Origin of the sequence: Streptomyces sp. NPDC088730, assembly GCF_044751215.1 — a bacterium.
GTDB lineage: Bacteria > Actinomycetota > Actinomycetes > Streptomycetales > Streptomycetaceae > Streptomyces.
Genome location: NZ_JBIVLK010000002.1, coordinates 137,524 through 153,300 on the forward strand (window position 1 = coordinate 137,524; position 15,777 = coordinate 153,300).

Sequence of the window (15,777 nt, forward strand, 5' to 3'; positions counted from 1 at the left end):
CCACGCCTTCGCCCCTCCAACCCTGCTGGCAAAAAGGAGTTTCCGTGACCGACCATCCCTCTCTGCGTACCTTCATCACCCAGAACTTCCTGGACGACAGTTCCGGAGTCGTAGCCGTACTCGGCCGGGGCGCCGACGACCTGGTCACCCCCGACCGCACCCTGCGAGACGCGGCACTGGCCCTGCTGGCGCTGCCCCGTACCGAGGACGAGAAGCTCACCGGCGCGCTTCTGGACGCGCTGCGCGGCTTCGAGGACAGCACGACCGCGGGGTTCCACGAACTGCTGGACGTCACCGGCACCCCGCACCCCGTGGGTGACGTACGGACGCCGGCCTGGCAGGCCCTGGCGTACTGGGCATACCACCACGCGGGCACCCTGCTGGCCGACGCGGCTCTCGTCGAGCGGGCGGTCCAGGGGCTGCGCGAGCTGGCCGAAGCAGTCGTGCGCGAGGCTTGGCCGGCCCGCCTCCACCGGGACGGCACAACGGTCCTGGACAGTGCGAGCTCCCTCGCCCAAGTCGCGGTGCTGACGCTCGCCGCCCGAGCGACGGACGACGGATCCGACTTCTTCGACACCTTCCTGAGCGCGGCCGCGGAGCATCTGGAGAGCTTCGGGTCCGCCGACGGCGCCTGGTCCCACCTCACGCCGCGAGGAGCCCCGGACCGCTTCCACGGCTACCGGCTCCGCTCCAGCTCGCTGGCCGCCCTCGCCTGGTGCTCCCTGCACGAGCGGGGCCACGGGAAGGCGCTGGAGCAGGCGCGCAAGGTGCTCCGGCACGCCCGCTCCAGCCACCTCCACGCCCGCGGCCGCGGATTCTGGGACCGCGCGGACGCGGCCTCCCAACCGAGAGTGGATGCCCTGGCAGCGCAGTACGGCCGTCCCGACTCGCCCTTCCCCGCCAAGCTGATGGGGGACCACGCCCTGCTCGCACTGGCGGCCCGCACACTGGCCGGCCTCACCGACGAGGCCGAGTTCAGTGAGTTGTCGGAACTGGCCGAGGACGAACTGCACCGCTACACCGACACCGCGGTCGGTGGTGTCTTCCAGGGCCAGGGGAGCTGGTTCTCCACGCCGGTCGACGCGACCGTGCCGCTGGCCCGTCATGTGATGGTTCCGCCGCGCTCCGCCGGCGCCTTCTCGGTCGGCAACACCGCCTATGTCCCCTTCCACGAGAAGCACGCCGAGACCCAGCTGCTGGCACTGCTCGCGCTGGGAGACCGCAGGCCGGAGCCGGCCACCGCGCCCACGGCCCCCGCCCGGCTGGAGCCCTGGCCGCTGGAGCGGGACCTGAGTTACGTGTCGCGCGCACCCCTCACCGCGCGGGACATCGACATCCCCGCCTACCTGGCCTGGCTGCGCTCCACCGAATCCGGCCTCGGTTACGGGCTGACCCCCTACCCGGCCCCGCTGGGGCTCCGCTCCGACCGCACCGCGCAGACCTTCTCCGTGCTGCATGTGGTCTCCGACCTGATGGCGCTCAACGAGCCCATACCCCACCGGGAGAAGCTCCTCGCCGGGATATACGCGACCCAGAACCCGGACGGGGGCTTCGGTGAACAGCCCGGTCTGCTCTCCGAGGCGTTCACCACGTACTGCGCCGTCCTCACTGCCACGGTCCTTGAGGGCGAGGGATACGACACCCAGCGGTGCGCGGACTTCCTGGAGGCCTGCCAGCACCCGGAAGGTGCCTTCGGCAACGCGCCGGGCTACCCCGGGGACGCCTGGCACTCCAACCTCGCGACGCTGGCCCTGCTGGCTCTCGGCCGCCGCCCGCTCCGGGAGGACGACCTCGTCGCCTACTTCGTCAGTTGCCGCAACACCGACGGCGGTTACGGCAACCAACCGGGACACCCCTCGGACACCTTCGCCACCTTCCGCGTCGTGGACACCCTCATCGCGCTCGGTCTGCGGCCCCCGAACCTGGAGCAGACCGTCGCCTGGCTGCGCGGACTCCAGACCGAGGCCGGCGGCTTCCGCTACCGGGAAGGGGGCCCCGAGAGTTTCGTCGGTTCGTACCACGCCATCGCATCGCTCTACGTCATGGGATCCGAGCCCGCCGACATCGCCGCATGCCGCTCCTGGATCGCGGCACGGCAGAGCACCGACGGCGGCTTCGGCCGGACTCCCGGAGGGCCGTCCGAGACCACGGACGAGGGCTTCATCGCCATCCAGGCCCTCCACATGCTCGAAGGGAAGCTGAACCCTTACTGGGCCGTGATCATGACCTGATCTCCCGGCACCGGCCACCAACACCCCGATGGCACCGTCCGTCCGGGACGTGCATCCGCATACCTTCACGGAGAAACCTATGATCATCGACTGCCACCAGCACGTCGTTCTGCCGACCGGAACGCAGATAGCCGCGATGGACGAGGCGGGCATCGACCGCACGGTCCTGCTGTCGACGCTCCCGCACATCGAGCGGTCCACCGACCTCGCCTCGTTCAAGAAGGAGATGTCGGTCCTGGGCAAAGTCCTGAACGGTGACGCGGACGGCCGCGAGGCCCCGTCCCGGGAGCTGCGCTCGGCCCTCGCCGAGGGCGGCGACCGGTTCATCGCCTTCGGTAAGGTCCCGGTCGGCCTGGGGTCCGAGGAGACCGTCAAGGCGCTCCAGCAGGAGGTCCTGGACCCGGGATACGCCGGGGTGGGGGAGCTGACGTTCGGAGCCGACGGAGCTGCCGGGCTGGAGCCCGTCTTCCAGGCGGTCAGTGACGCGAAGGACGGGGCCCGCGCCCTGCCGCTGCTGGTCCACGGCTTCGCCCCGCAGACGGCGGAGGACATCCGCACCACAGCGGCCCTGGCTCGGAAGTTCCCCTCGGTGCCGGTGATCGTGGGGGTGCTGGGGGGCCTCAACTGGCTGGAGACCATCGAGCTCGTGAAGGAGATCCCGAACCTGTACCTGGACCTGGCCTCGTCATTCGTGTCGCTGGCACCCCGGCTGGCAGCCGCGGAGATACCCGAGCGCTGCCTGTTCGGCTCCAACACACCGTTCGCGGACATGTACAGCAACCGGGTCCTGATCGAGCGCATGGTGCCGGATCCCTCGGCCCGCGCCCGGGTCATGGGAGAGAACCTCGCCGAGCTGCTCGGACTGGCCGGCGGCTGACGCCGGGCCTGAACGCCGGGCCTGAACGCCGGAAGGGCGGCCGGAGATCTCCGGCCGCCCTTCCGGCGCGCCCGCCGCCGGTCGCGGCCTCAGGGCTGACCGGCGATCGCCTGCGCGGCGGCGACAGCCGCGCTCTTGACCCGGTCCAGGGCGTCCGGCTCGTCGCCCATGATCATGCGGGTGACCTGCGGAACGGCCAACGGCCAGCCGACGAGCCCGGTGAAAAGGAGCAGCACGGCCTGTGAACCCAGGTCCTTCCCGTCCGGCCCCGTGAGTGCCCCTGCCCCGCCGACCGCCCGCGCCTTCTCCTGGTAGTGGGCCGTGCGCGAGTCCTCATCGGGCACGGGCACCTGGTTGTACTCCAGCGCCTCCCACAGCAGCAGCCGGAGGATCGACGGATGTTCCTGGTGGTAGGTGAAGAGCCGGTCGATGTAGTCGGCGACATCCCAGGTCTCGGACGACGGCGGCACGGCCTCGGCCAGCTCGTCGAGGGCGCGGCCCAGAACGGTGGAGAAGAGCTTGTCCTTGTCCCCGTAGTAGAGGTAGATGGCCTGCTTGTTGGCCTGGGCCGCCTGCGCGATGCGGTCGACGCGCGCGCCCGCGACACCGAACTGGGCGAACTCCTCCAGGGCGGCCTCGTAGATCCGGTTCCTCGTCTGCTCCGAGCGTGAGCTCACCCGACGAATCCTCCTTGGACAGCAGATGTCACATAGTGCCCACCCACAGCGAGCGGGAGCATGTGACACAGGTCACACTTGGACACTAACTAAACTATCTGGTTGATTTAAACCAACTGGTTGAGTTAAATGATACCCATGAGCTTCCCAGAGTCTCCGGGAACGGAGACACCAGCGATGCAACGGCGCCGCCTCGGCAGCACAGGACCACTCCTGCCGTGCGTCGGGCTCGGCACCTGGCGCAGGTTCGATCTGCCCCCGCAGAAGGTCCACCTGGCGCGACAGGTGGTCGTCCGGGCCCTGGACAACGGGGTACGCGTCTTCGACACCGCCCCGGTCTACGGGCGCTCCGAGGAGGTCCTCGGCCGGGCACTGGGCAGTGACCGTTCCCGCGCCTTCGTCGCCACGAAGATCTGGTCCGAGGAGCGGGAGGGCGGCCGCCGCCAGTTCGAGCGGCAGCTCCGTCTCTTCGACGGGCACGTCGAGCTGTTGCAGCTCCACCACCTCATCGGCTGGCGCGCCCACGCGCAGTGGCTCCAGCAGGAGCGCGAACGAGGCCGGATCGGGCTGATCGGGGCCACTTTCTGGCGCGACGGCGCCTTCGGCGGTGGCACGGCCGCCGACCTTGAGGCGGCCATGCGCTCGGGCATCCTCGACGTCATCCAGATCCCGCTGAACCCACTGGAGCGGGCGATGGAGGAACGCATCCTCCCGCTCGCGCAAGAGCTGGGCCTCGGCGTCCTGGTCATGCGCCCCTACGCCGAGGGGGACCTGCTGACCGGCCGGGGACGGCAGGGCGCCGCACACGGCAAGCCGTCGGCCGAGTCCCTGCTGCGCTGGGGACTTTCCGACCAGCGTGTCCATGTCACTCTGCCGGCCACGCTCGACCCCACGCACCTCATGGCCAACATCACGGCGGGCGCCGCGCCCCCGATGTCCAACGCGGAGAGATCCGCCATCGCCGCCCACTACGACTGACAGGGCGGGCAGAACCACCGGCCCTCCGTCCCCAGCCGATCTCGACCCCTAGGGATTCCCATGTCCGACTCGGACACCGCTCCGGCACCGGCCGCTCCGGCAACGGGCTCTCACGCCAAGGACGCGCCGGGCCCCGCCGTGCACCCCGCTCTCTTCCTGGTGATGGCGGTGTGCAGCGGCGCCACCGTCGCCAACGTCTACCTGGCGCAGCCACTGCTCAACCTGTTCGCCCACAACCTGGGCGTCTCGGACTCCGCCGCCGGCATCGTGGTCACCTGCGCGCAGTTCGGGTACGCCGCGGGCATTCTGTTCCTCGTCCCGCTCGGCGACGTGCGCCGCCGGCGTCCGCTGCTGACCGCGATGCTCGCGGCCACCGTCCTCATGCTGCTGCTGGCCGCCGCCGCACCCGGCCTGTCGGTACTCGCCGCGGCGGCCGCCCTGATCGGCGCCGCCACCGTGGTGCCGCAGGTCCTGGTGCCCCTCGCCTCCGAGCTCGCACCGCCCGAGAAGCGGGCCTCCATCGTCGCCAACGTCCAGATCGGCCTGATGACCGGCATCATCGGCTCCCGGGTCATCGGGGGTCTCGTGGGCGAGGCGTTCGGCTGGCGCGCGGTGTACATGCTCGCCGCCGTCCTGACCGCCCTGACCGGTCTGGTCACCCTGTTGCTGCTGCCGCGCGAGTCGGCCAGGCCGGCCATGCCCTACCGCGGCCTGCTGGTCTCGCTGCCCCGCCTGCTCCGGCAGGAGCCCTCGCTGCGCCACGCCTGCCTGCTGCACGGTGCGCTGTTCGGCGCGTACACCGCCACGTGGGCCACGCTGGTCCTGGTCCTCACCAACGACCCGTACGGATACAGCAGCGCGACAGCCGGCCTCTTCGGACTGCTCGGCCTCGCCGGAGCGTTCGCCGCTCCCTGGGCCGGCCGGTTCATCGACCGCCGTGGCGCCACTCCCATCATCGGCGCCTCGCTGGTGCTCGCCCTCGTCTCCACCGGGGCGTACGCGTTGGGGGGCAGCACCCTGGCCTTCATGATCGCGGCCATCGTGCTGGTGAACGTGGCCGTGCAGTGGAGCCAGATCGCCAACCAGGCCCGCATCTTCGCTTACCTCCCCGAGGCCCGCAGCCGCGCCAACACCGTCTACATGGTCGCGGTGTTCCTCAGCGGGGCCGTCTCGGCGGCCCTCGCCAGCGCCTGCTACGGCGCCTACGGCTGGAGCGGAGTCTGCGCGGTCCAGGGCGTGCTGGTGCTGGCCGGCCTCGCCGTCCTTCCCGCCGCCCGCCGCTACGACCAGCAGAACGCGAAGGTCGCCGGCTGACCCGCCGGGTCACGGCACCCCGCATCCACCGGCCAACCCGGCCCATCCCGCCAACCCTGCCAACCCTGGCAAGAGACAAGGAACCTCATGACATTCCCCGCCATGCCCAAGTCCGTCCTGCAGTTCTTCACCGCATCGCAGAAGGGGGACGCGGACGCCTGGGCCGACGCGTTCGAGGAGCACGCGACGTTCCACGACCCGGTCGGCGCGGCCCCCATCGAAGGCCGCGAGGCGATCCGGGCCTTCGTGAAGTCCGTGATCCCCAACTTCGACCCCTTCCTCGGCCTGACCCCCACCGAGGCCCACAGCGTCGGCGACTCCGTGGCCGTCTCCTGGCGCGGAGCCGCCGTCTCGCTCGACGGTAAATCGGTCAACTGGTCCGGCATCAACATCTACGAAATCGGCGACACGGGCCTGATCCGCGAGGCCAAGGCCTACTTCAACCGGTCGATTTTCGAGGCTCAGCTCCAGTAGTCACCGGGGGTGGGCGCGAAATTGATGTTTCGCGCCCACGCTCTCCCCCTCCGGTTCATAAATTTCTATCAAATTATCCGCCATCTGCCTGATCTCGGCGACGTGAGGCGGGAAACTCTAGAAGGAAGAGAAGAAAGCCAGGGGATCGACGTCGCCCGCCCTGGCCAACCACTACGGAAGGCCAGGAGCATGCTCGAGACACTCTCCCGGAATGACTACACCCGCCCGGAAGGGGCGCCGAGTTTCCATGTCAAGCTTCTCGGGATTCCAGAAATCCACATAAACCATGAGCCCGCACGTGTCCGGGGTGAAGCGGCCAGACGTGTTCTCGCATTTCTGCTGCTGGCCTCCCCTCACGTGGTTCCGAACCACCGTCTGATCGAGGCCGCCTGGGAGGACGGCGAGCCGGAAAGCGCCACGGAACAGATCCGCAAAATCATCTCAAGACTCCGCAGGGATCTTCCGAACGGAAGAAACCTCATATCTACAGAAGCGGGAGGGTACCGAATACCGTCGGGCGCCGTCCACATCGACCTCAAGACATGGCGTGACTCCAACGAACGTGCTCGCATTCTCATGAGAGGAGGACATCGCCACGCGGCCATGGAGACCCTGTCGGACGGGCTGGCGCTGTGGCGGGGACCCGCGCTGGAGGGTCTCAACGGCCATCCCTTCGCGGCGGAGACGGTCGCACTGCACGAGGAGCGGCACGCCGCTCTGGAGGCCTGGTGCCGACTCGCGTCGAAGGAGCTGGGACCGTCCGAAGTGATCGCCAGGCTACGGCGGGAGATCACTAGATATCCATTACAAGAGCGCCTGTGGGAAATGTTGATTAGAGAACTTTCGTCCTCCGGACGATCTTTGGAAGCCCTGGAAGAATGCGTCCGCCTCAGCAAGGCACTGGCCGATTCTCTCGGCGTTTCACCATCCTCTCGCATACGAAGCCTCCAGCTGGGACTCGAGCGGTCCGTTCGCGGGGCACCCCCGATGTCCCAGCCGGGTCCGCACCGGGCAGTCCCGAAAGAATCACACGTTCCACGAACCAAAAGAAAGGCGCCGGGAGCGGTACCGCCGTGGATCATCGACCTCCTGCGAGGACAGGAGCCCAACCCCGCGTACGTATCGGACAGGAGCTGGAACATCCTGCACGGCAATCAGGCGCTGTTCCGCTGGTTCCCCTGGCTCGCGAAGGAGAACGCCAACCTGATGAGATGGGTTCTCACGGACCCGGCGGCTCGTTCGTGCCTGCACGACTGGGAAGATCACGCAGCCGTCTTCCTGGGGATGCTGGAAAGGACGCTGAGGGCCATGCCCGAGGATGCGTCCCTCAGATCCCTCAAGGCGGAACTGACCAGGCACCCGCAGCGCCCCCGCATCGGAAAAGGGGAGATCGTCGAGGTTGATTCGAGGGAGGGGCACCACTTCACCTTCGACCTGCCCCACGTGACGCCGGAGCCGGTCAACGTGGTGTCCCACGTTCTCAGGTCGCACGGCAACGACGGCCTGGACGTGGTCATCCTGACCCCGCCGAGGAACACCCTTCCGGGCGGCTCGTTCGGTTGACGCGAGGCGCCCCGGTGACTCGGCGGCTGTCCCGGCTTCTCCCCCGGAGCCGGGACGGTCCCCCGGCCACCGGGGCGCTCCCGCGTACGGCGGCCGGGAAGGGTGACGGCCGTGTCCGGCGAGTGGCCGGAGAAGAACCGCAGGTGAGCGGGTCGCCTGAGCGGGTTCGGTTCCCTCCGCCACCGCGACGGCAGACCGCCCCTACCTGTGCGCAGGTAGGGGCGGTCTGCCGTCGCGGTGGCGGAACAGGTTCTCAGACGATCCAGTGGTCGCCGGAACCGCACGGGGCGATTTCGAGCCGGGCGTCGTTGCCGGCGGAGGCGCCGCCGGTCGGGCGCAGGCACAGGTCGTTGCTGACGACGTTACGGATCCAGTTGGTCCCGTCCCCGCGGGGGTCGAGCCACCAGAGCTGGTTGTCGCCGGTCGCGCGGCAGTTGAACTCGCTGACCTTCGAGCCCGCCGGCCTCGCGTCGTAGTAGCCGACGTCCAGGCAGAGCCCGTCCTTGGCGTTGCGGATCAGGAAGACGGGGGCGTTCTGGGGCCCGCCGCTCTTGTGCACGATGTCCAGGCTCCACAGCTGGTTGTCGGCGGTCGATCCGTTGCACGGGAACTGGTTGACCGGATCGGTCGGCTTGCCCTTGCCGAAGTTCGCGATGTCCACGCACTGGGAGGTCGACGCGTTCCTGAGCACCGTGTTCTGCACACCCGAACGGCCGTTGGCCCACTGGCGGAGCTTCTCCGCCCCCGTCAGCTCCTTGGGCTTCGACTTGGGTTTGGGCTTGGACTCGGTCTTGGTCTCGGTCTTGGTCTCGGGCTTCTCGGACGCGCTCGGCGACGGTGAGAGCGTCCGCTGCGGGGCCGGCGGCAGGACCTGCTTCTCCTTCGCCTTCTCCTTCTCCTTCACCTTCTTGCTCGGCTTGACGGAGGGGCTCGGTGACTCGCTCGTGTACGTGTCCGGAACGGCTGAGCGCTCGCTGCCCAGGATCGTGCCGGCCGCGTTCTGCGTCCGGGTCCGCTCGGGCTCACGGTCGTTCTGTCCGGCCACGAGGAACGGGACCGCGATCAGGATCGCCCCGGCGATCGCCGCAGCCGCCAGCATCGGCTTCTTGGGGCGGCGGCCGGGCGGTTCACCCTCCGCGTGCGAGTTCGCACCCGCACCACCGCTGCCGGCCCCTGCCGCCGCCGCGGCCGCGTCCGGTGCGTCGGGCGCGTCGGGCACCGCGCCGACCGTTCTGACGGCCGGCGGCGTGCCGGTCTCCGAGGTGGACGCGGACGACGCCGACGCGGAGGACGCGGAGGAGGACGCGGACGTCTCCGAGGACTCGGGGGAAGCAGCGGGCTCGGGGGAAGCGGCGGGCTCGGGGGAAGCGGCCGAGGCTGCCTCGGGGGTGGCGGTGGCCGACGGAACCGGGGCGCCGATGACGGCGCCGGCACCTGCTTCGCCGGTGCCGCTCGTCGCCTCGTCCGCGCCGGTGCCCTCGGATGACGGGGACGACGGGGACGGGGACGACGGGGCCGGGGACGGCTCGTGCGTACGGGCGCTCCCCTTGCCCGGTGTCAGGGCGCCACCGGGGGCCAGCGCGCCGCCCGGGTCCCCGGCGGCTCCCCGCATCGTCACCGCCCGGCGGACCGACACCGGCGCGTTGCCGGATGCACCGGCGGACGGGCCGGACCGCGGCGGTATTTCGTTGGAAGGATCATGCTCACGCGCCATGCAATTTCCTTACTCGTCTTGGGTGGGGTGTCGCGTCACGGCCCGGTGCCCACGGCGCCGATGCAGCGTTCCGGCCAGTGGCCGGTGCCCTCGGGTGCCGTGGGGCGCCCGCGTACGGCTTCGTCCAGCCGGCCGAGCACCGCCCGATCCGCGTCGGGATCGGGCGTGGCCGCCGTGACAGGACCGGTCAGTTCACGCAGGAAGATCTGTACGGACGGGCCGTCGCGGCGGACGTCCAGTACCCGGAACAAGGTTCCCGGGGCGAACACCACCTCCTCGGGCCCGCGGCTCTGGTCGGCCAACTGCCGGACGCGCCGACCCGCCACCGACCAGATGACATAGCTCCCGCCCGGCGTCATGGCCGGACGGGTGGAATCGAGCGGCGTGGTGCTCAGCAGGGCGGCATCCCGCAGCAGCGTGCCGGGACGGGGCAGGGCGGGGGCGCCGGCCGCCGGGCCGGTGCCCGTGCCGCGCAGCACGGGGCCCCGGTAGGACGGCAGCCTGTTCAGCGCCGAGGTCACACACGCGGCGTACGGAAGCATGTCGGGCTCGTACTCGCGCAGGGCACGGGCCACCGCACCATGGCTCAACGGGCCTTCGGAGGTCAGCAGATACATCCGCAGCGCGATCAGATCGGCGCGGGCCGCCTCCTGTTCCCTGCCGCGCAGCGCGGGCAGCCGGGCGAGGGACCTGGCGACGGCCGCACCGTGCCGGTCCCACCCGCGGTCCGCGAGCACGCGGAAGGCGGTCCGTTCCGCTTCGGTGCTGCGGTGCCCGGGATCCAGCGGGATGGGCGGCAGCGGGGTGTCGGGAACCCCGGCCGGGTCCGGTCCCTCCGGGGCGCCGGGAGCCGCCGAGGCGCCCGGAGTCGATGAGATGCCCGGGGTCGTTGAGGTGTCCGGGGTAGCCGAAGGGCCCGGAGTCGTTGAGGTGTCCGGAGCCGCCGAGGCGCCCGGGGTCGATGAGACGCCCGGGGGCTGGGCCGCCTCGTCCGCTGCGGTCCCCGTTCCGTCCGGTTCCGTCGGCTCCTCGGCCGTCACGTCCCGGGATGCCGTGATCCCCGGGGATGCGGGGGGCGGGGCGGCCGGTGCGCCGGATTCCACGCGCACCGGTTTCGCCGGGAGTACGTCGTCGGGGCGCCCCGACGACTCGGTCACGCCCGGCCTGCGCCCGCTCACGGACTCTTCGGACGGGCTCCGCTCGGCGAGTGGCTCCGCGCCGTCCACCGCTGCCGGGGTCTCCTCAGCCGCGGGCTCGGCCCGGTCGTCGCTTCCGTCGGCCGCGTCGTCTCCGTCGCGGGCGTCGCGGTCGTCGCTTCCGTCGGCTGCGACATCTGCTTCATCCGGCTCGGCCGCGGCATCTGCTTCGCCCGGGGCGGCCGCGGCTTCCCGCGGTTCATCCGAACCGGAACCACCAGAACCGGAAACGGAACCGGAACCGGAACCATCGGGTCCCTCGGACCGGCCCGGCTCGGTTGTCGGCGGTTCGGCGGGCTCGCCCTGTTCCGCCACGGGCGCGGCGGGGCCAGGTGCGGTGCCCGGCGCCGCTTCCCCAGCCGCTTCGGCCCGCCTTCTGGCGCGTCCCAGCGAGCCGGTCGGGACGCCGTCGTCCGATCCGTCGAGCTCCTCGGCCGCCGAGCCTGCGCCGGTCCTCCGGGGCGTCCCCGGCTTCCCGGTCGCCTGCTGGGCTGCGGGCCTTCCGGGGGTACCGGGACCGGCGGGCCGTCCGGGTGCTCCTGCTCCTGCGGTCGCCGCCGCCCCCGTGGCCATGGCTTCGCGCAGCTGCCCGGCGCGTTCGGCCCGCGCTGCCCGCCCGGGGTCCTCCGCCGGCCGGACGGGAGCCGATCCCGCGGTCCGCCCCGGTTGTCCCGGTCGCGACGGCTGGGGCGGCAGACCGGGCCTCGACGACTGCGTCCGCGGTCCCGGCACCACGCCGGGCCGGCTCACCGGTACGGGGGCGGGCCGGGCCGGAGCCGTCGGCCTGGCACGCGCCGGGCCCGGCGCCGGGGCGGCGTAGCGCAGGGTGCGCAGGCCGTGCTGGGCGGAGAGCCTGCGCAGTTCGAGGCCGCCGTCCAGGGACACGCCGTGCACGTGCAACGTCGCACGCGCACGCAGGGCCGGTGCCAGGGCACCCAGCAGGCCCGACAGGGCCGGCCACAGCGACGCGTCCATGACTTCGCCCGGCATGCCCAGCTCGATCACCGGGCCGCCCGGGTCCACCTGACGTGCCGTGGGGGACAGCGAGGGGCCGCCGCGCGGGCCGACCCACAGGCCCGCCCTGGTGACGGTGACCTGCCAGCGGTCGGTCAGGCCGACCACGCCCTCCTCCGGACGCGCGGGGCCCGGCAGCGGCGGGGTCCAGCGCAGCACCCGGGGCGGCCGCGCACGGCCGTTCTCGTCGGGCGGCCGGCACACGACGGCGTCCACGAACGGCATCCACGTCGGCGTACCGTCCGGTGCGGAGAGCACCGACCGCACGGAGTACGTCCCCAGCGGGCCGCCCGCCGCGACGAGCGGCAGGCCGGTCAGGACCTCCACATCGGCGTCCGTCCGGTCGGACACCGACTGCGCCAGTGACAGCACGTCACGCCGGCCGCCAGGGACCAGCCGCGCACCGGACCTGGCCTCCTGCGGCAGGGAGTCGAGCACCTCGGCGACCTCCTCGGCCGAGACGTCCTCCCCGTACGGCACTCCGACCACCACGGCCGCCCGCCAGGGGTCGACCGGCACCGCGTGGTAGAGATCGCCCGGCTCGGCCGGAGCCGCCCCGGCGGGCCGCACCAGCAGCCCGGCCGGGATCTGTTCCACCACGCAGCCGCCGGCCGTACCCGAAGGCACGTCCCGCAGCGCGAACTGCCAGGACGGCTCCGGGCTGCGCGGGCCCAGCGGCTGCGGCTTCGCACCCGGGGCGAACCGCCACCAGCCGCCCGCGGCCGGGACCCCGTTGGCGGTGGATACGACGGGGACGAAGAGCGAACCGCCCGGCACGACGAGGGGCGGCCCGTCCGGGGCCCTCACCTCGAACCCCCAAGCGTCGGCGATCCGGCGGGCGGTGGCGGGCCGGGCCTCGGTGTCGTGCCCGGCACCGGCCATGACCAGCTGGACCGATTCGGTGCCCGAGTCGCGCAGTGAGTCGAGCAGTTCACTCAGCCTCGGCCAGAAGGAGCGGGCCTCCGTCCCCTCGGCGCCCGCGATGACGGTCACCGTCCCGTCGTCCGTGCGCATGGCGCGCGCCAGATCGGCGACATCCGCGGGGGTGAGGGTGCCGTCCGACGGGGTCCGGAGCAGCAGCAGGCCGTCGTGGTCCTCCACCACAAGCCCCTCGGGGGCTTCTTCCGGCAGGCGCGTGCCGGCCCGTTCGACGGGGGCCGGTGAGCGGTCGCCCCGGCGCCGCGCGAAGGGACCACCCCAGCGAGTCACTCCTGGGGCCTTCCGCCGGCCGGCGTACCGGTCGTCGCGGCGGCCGGGGCAGCCGCCGGGTCCCCCACCCGTGTCGCGTGGATGCGCGGCGTTCCCGCACCGCCCGGCTCCTCGGGCCGCGCCGGACTGGCCCCGCCGCGCTCCTGGGCCGCGATCTCCTCGGTCAGCGCCCCGGTCTCCATGACCATCCCGGCCGGACCGGTCGGGTTGACGTAGAGCGAGTGGCCCTCCGGCAGGCCCTCGACCACGTCGGCCACCGGGACCACCCGGGCCGCGAACGCCCCGACGACGCGGTAGTACGCGGGTGCGGTGAAGACGGGGACCACGGGCTCGCCCTCCGCCGACCGCACGGCCAGCGGCTCGCCGTCGGGGCCGAGGAGCACCGCGACCTTCGCGGCGGCCAGCGTACGGAGCACCTCGCCGGGCGGACCGTAGCCGGTCACGGCGCGCTGGACGGCGGACTCGACCGGGTCGGTGGCCCTGGGCCAGCCGCGCGCCTGAGGGGAGGGGCGGTACTCCGCGTTGTCCTCCCACGCCACGATCGTGCCCGTGGAGTCCGTACGCCAACGGCCCGGAACCGCCCAGTCCGGCGGCACGCCCGTACCCGGCCAGGCGGGATCGGGCACGCTCAGCCACTGGTCGGGAAGGCCCAGGGCGGCCTCGGTCACTTCGGGGGGCGGTTCGGGGAAGGGCTCGGTGACGTCGGCGGATTCGATGACGTCAGTGGGCTCGGTGTCGCCGGTGGGCTCGGTGATGTCCGCGGACTCGGTGACGAGTCGGCCGTACACCGGTATCACCCCGGCGTCCTCGTCGGCGGGGAAGGGCTCGGGCGCGGGGGGCACCGTGGGAAGGGGCCCGTTGTCGTGCTCAGTCACCGGCGGGCCCTCCCGACACAGAAGACACGGTCCATCCCTTCGAACTCACCCTCATCGCTTGACAGTCTGGTGGTGCCGACCCCGAAATCCGGTTTCCCCGCGATGACATACCGGGGTCCGAAGTGTGAACCCCCCATGACATCGCGGGACGCGACCCGACAGGACCATGGCCTCCACCCCGACGACAACGTTGTTCCCGGCCTATCCAACGGCACGCTGATGCCCGGTTCGTACTCCTGGAGAGACGCCGTGCTCCGCCCCCGCGTTCCACCGTTCAATGGTCAACCGTACCCGTACAACCAGTCAGGCCGGCCACTCGTCGGAAGACTCCCGCGCCTCGTACTCCTCCAGTTCGGCCCTGCCCGCACGCAGTTCGGCCACCGTGACGAGCTGCCCCACCGGGGCGGACGAGCTGAGGAACAGCACCTCCTTCCCGGGCGGCAGCCGGTCCAGGAGTTCGGGCACGAACATCGTCTCGTGCGGGGGTAGTTCGCCCGCCTCCTCCGACCGCGGCGGCGCCGAGAAGACGGGCACCGCCTCCGTGCCGTCCCGCGCCGAGGTCACCGTCAGGCCGCCGTTCCCGTCGACGCACACGGCCAACTCGGCGTCGGCGAGCATCAGGGCGAACAGCTCCTGCGACGCGTAGCCGGTGGCGACCAGTTGCAGGACGGCGTCCACGGGGCTGACCGGCGGGGGCCAGCCGTGCGCGTCGGGCGAGGGGCGGTAGTCGGGGTTCTCCTCCCACTCGACGATCTCCCCGTTCTCGTCGCTCCGCCAGCGTCCGAGCCTCGCCCACGCGGGCGGCGGCTCGTCCTCGTCACCGTTCCAGTGCCGGTCGACCACGGACAACCAGTGGCCGGGGGCCTCCCTGGCCGCCCTGACGTAGTCCTCGGACGGCTCACGGAACCCCGGCCGGCCCCTCGGCACGGCGGCCGGACCGCCCAGGGTCCCCGAGAGGCCCGCGTCCTCGCCCCCGTCCCGGGTGCCGGAAGGGCGCGTCATGCGGAGTCCGTCCCGTCCCGCGAACCGTCCGCCCCGCGCGCCGCCGCGTCGACCGCCCGCCGCAGGGCGTCGGTCTCCACCGTCATACCGACCGGACCCGACGGGTTGAGGTAGAGCACATGGCCGTCCGGTATCCGGTCGACCACCTCGGCCACGGGCGTCAGTTCGTAACCGAAGCGCCCGGCCGCCCGCAGATATCCGGGGGACGTGAAGACCGGCACCACCGACGCCCCGTCGGGAGAGGTGGCCGACAGCGGGCTGCCGCCGGGGCCGAGCAGGACGGCGACCTCCGCCTCTGCCAGCACCCTCGGCACCGCCTCACCCGGGCCGTAACCGGTGGCCGCGAGCTGGACCGCCTCGTCCACCGGGTCGGCCGGCGCGGGCCAGCCGAGCGCCTGGGGCGAGGGGCGGTACTCCTCGTTGGCGCGCCACTCCTCGATCTCACCGTCCGGACCGGACCGCCACTGGCCCACCACCGCCCAGTCCGGCGGTTCGCCCTTCCCGGACCACGCGGGGTCGACCATGCCCAGCCAGTGGTCGGGAGCGAGCCGGGCGGCTTCCTCGATCTCCGCGGGGACCGGCGGCGCGCCGTCGCCGACGGGCCCGGGTCCCGCGGTGGGCGCACCGGCGGCGGTGTTCTCGTTCATGAGCTC

General features: G+C 71.9%; 12 protein-coding genes. 6 read left to right on the forward strand and 6 right to left on the reverse strand.

Annotated features, from left to right (window positions below; genetic code table 11):
- The first annotated feature begins 44 nt into the window (after positions 1–44).
- A complete protein-coding gene (locus ACIP89_RS07490; protein WP_402113657.1) occupies positions 45–2,231 on the forward strand; it encodes a prenyltransferase/squalene oxidase repeat-containing protein in 2,187 nt (728 codons plus the stop codon).
- A 79-nt stretch (positions 2,232–2,310) separates the two neighbouring features.
- Entirely contained in the window at positions 2,311–3,108 is a 798-nt protein-coding gene (locus ACIP89_RS07495; RefSeq protein ID WP_401925832.1) for an amidohydrolase family protein, read from the forward strand.
- Between the two features lie 89 nt (positions 3,109–3,197).
- Here ACIP89_RS07495 and ACIP89_RS07500 read toward each other — a convergent pair whose 3' ends face one another.
- Positions 3,198–3,785: a TetR family transcriptional regulator gene (locus ACIP89_RS07500; protein ID WP_401925834.1), complete on the reverse strand. Its 588-nt coding sequence runs from the start codon at positions 3,783–3,785 to the stop codon at positions 3,198–3,200.
- A 177-nt stretch (positions 3,786–3,962) separates the two neighbouring features.
- On the opposite strand from ACIP89_RS07500, the gene ACIP89_RS07505 reads away from it, so the two are divergent.
- From ACIP89_RS07505 to ACIP89_RS07520, 4 genes are all read left to right on the forward strand, one after another.
- The gene (locus tag ACIP89_RS07505; protein ID WP_402113659.1) at positions 3,963–4,763 is read left to right on the forward strand and encodes an aldo/keto reductase; all 801 of its coding nucleotides are present in this window, start codon (positions 3,963–3,965) and stop codon (positions 4,761–4,763) included.
- A gap of 60 nt (positions 4,764–4,823) precedes the next feature.
- Complete coding sequence (locus ACIP89_RS07510; RefSeq protein WP_401925839.1) at positions 4,824–6,077, forward strand: MFS transporter; 1,254 nt, start codon at positions 4,824–4,826, stop codon at positions 6,075–6,077.
- Positions 6,078–6,164: 87 nt separating this feature from the next.
- Complete coding sequence (locus ACIP89_RS07515; RefSeq protein WP_401925841.1) at positions 6,165–6,551, forward strand: nuclear transport factor 2 family protein; 387 nt, start codon at positions 6,165–6,167, stop codon at positions 6,549–6,551.
- A gap of 189 nt (positions 6,552–6,740) precedes the next feature.
- Positions 6,741–8,114: a BTAD domain-containing putative transcriptional regulator gene (locus tag ACIP89_RS07520; protein WP_401925843.1), complete on the forward strand. Its 1,374-nt coding sequence runs from the start codon at positions 6,741–6,743 to the stop codon at positions 8,112–8,114.
- Between the two features lie 253 nt (positions 8,115–8,367).
- Here the strand turns inward: ACIP89_RS07520 and ACIP89_RS07525 are convergent, their stop codons facing one another.
- From ACIP89_RS07525 to ACIP89_RS07545, 5 genes are all read right to left on the reverse strand, one after another.
- A complete protein-coding gene (locus ACIP89_RS07525) occupies positions 8,368–9,828 on the reverse strand; it encodes an RICIN domain-containing protein (protein ID WP_402113662.1) in 1,461 nt (486 codons plus the stop codon).
- A 35-nt stretch (positions 9,829–9,863) separates the two neighbouring features.
- Complete coding sequence (locus ACIP89_RS07530) at positions 9,864–13,139, reverse strand: hypothetical protein (RefSeq protein WP_402113664.1); 3,276 nt, start codon at positions 13,137–13,139, stop codon at positions 9,864–9,866.
- 104 nt (positions 13,140–13,243) lie between these two features.
- Complete coding sequence (locus ACIP89_RS07535) at positions 13,244–14,122, reverse strand: type VII secretion system-associated protein (protein ID WP_402113667.1); 879 nt, start codon at positions 14,120–14,122, stop codon at positions 13,244–13,246.
- A 303-nt stretch (positions 14,123–14,425) separates the two neighbouring features.
- Positions 14,426–15,124 carry a type VII secretion system-associated protein gene (locus tag ACIP89_RS07540; RefSeq protein WP_401925850.1) on the reverse strand — a complete coding sequence of 233 codons (699 nt, stop codon included), beginning with the start codon at positions 15,122–15,124 and terminating at the stop codon, positions 14,426–14,428.
- Positions 15,121–15,771 (reverse strand): type VII secretion system-associated protein, encoded by a 651-nt coding sequence (locus ACIP89_RS07545; protein ID WP_401925853.1) that lies wholly within the window; start codon positions 15,769–15,771, stop codon positions 15,121–15,123. Before ACIP89_RS07545 ends, ACIP89_RS07540 begins: the two co-directional genes overlap by 4 nt.
- Positions 15,772–15,777: the final 6 nt, after the last annotated feature.

Bases quoted from the DNA above. Each gene is read 5' to 3' on its own strand.
- ACIP89_RS07495 (WP_401925832.1), top strand. From the start codon at position 2,311: ATGATCATCGACTGCCACCAGCACGTCGTTCTGCCGACCGGAACGCAG.
- ACIP89_RS07505 (WP_402113659.1), top strand. From the start codon at position 3,963: ATGCAACGGCGCCGCCTCGGCAGCACAGGACCACTCCTGCCGTGCGTC.
- ACIP89_RS07510 (WP_401925839.1), top strand. From the start codon at position 4,824: ATGTCCGACTCGGACACCGCTCCGGCACCGGCCGCTCCGGCAACGGGC.
- ACIP89_RS07515 (WP_401925841.1), top strand. From the start codon at position 6,165: ATGACATTCCCCGCCATGCCCAAGTCCGTCCTGCAGTTCTTCACCGCA.
- ACIP89_RS07520 (WP_401925843.1), top strand. From the start codon at position 6,741: ATGCTCGAGACACTCTCCCGGAATGACTACACCCGCCCGGAAGGGGCG.
- ACIP89_RS07525 (WP_402113662.1), bottom strand. From the start codon at position 9,828: ATGGCGCGTGAGCATGATCCTTCCAACGAAATACCGCCGCGGTCCGGC.
- ACIP89_RS07540 (WP_401925850.1), bottom strand. From the start codon at position 15,124: ATGACGCGCCCTTCCGGCACCCGGGACGGGGGCGAGGACGCGGGCCTC.
- ACIP89_RS07545 (WP_401925853.1), bottom strand. From the start codon at position 15,771: ATGAACGAGAACACCGCCGCCGGTGCGCCCACCGCGGGACCCGGGCCC.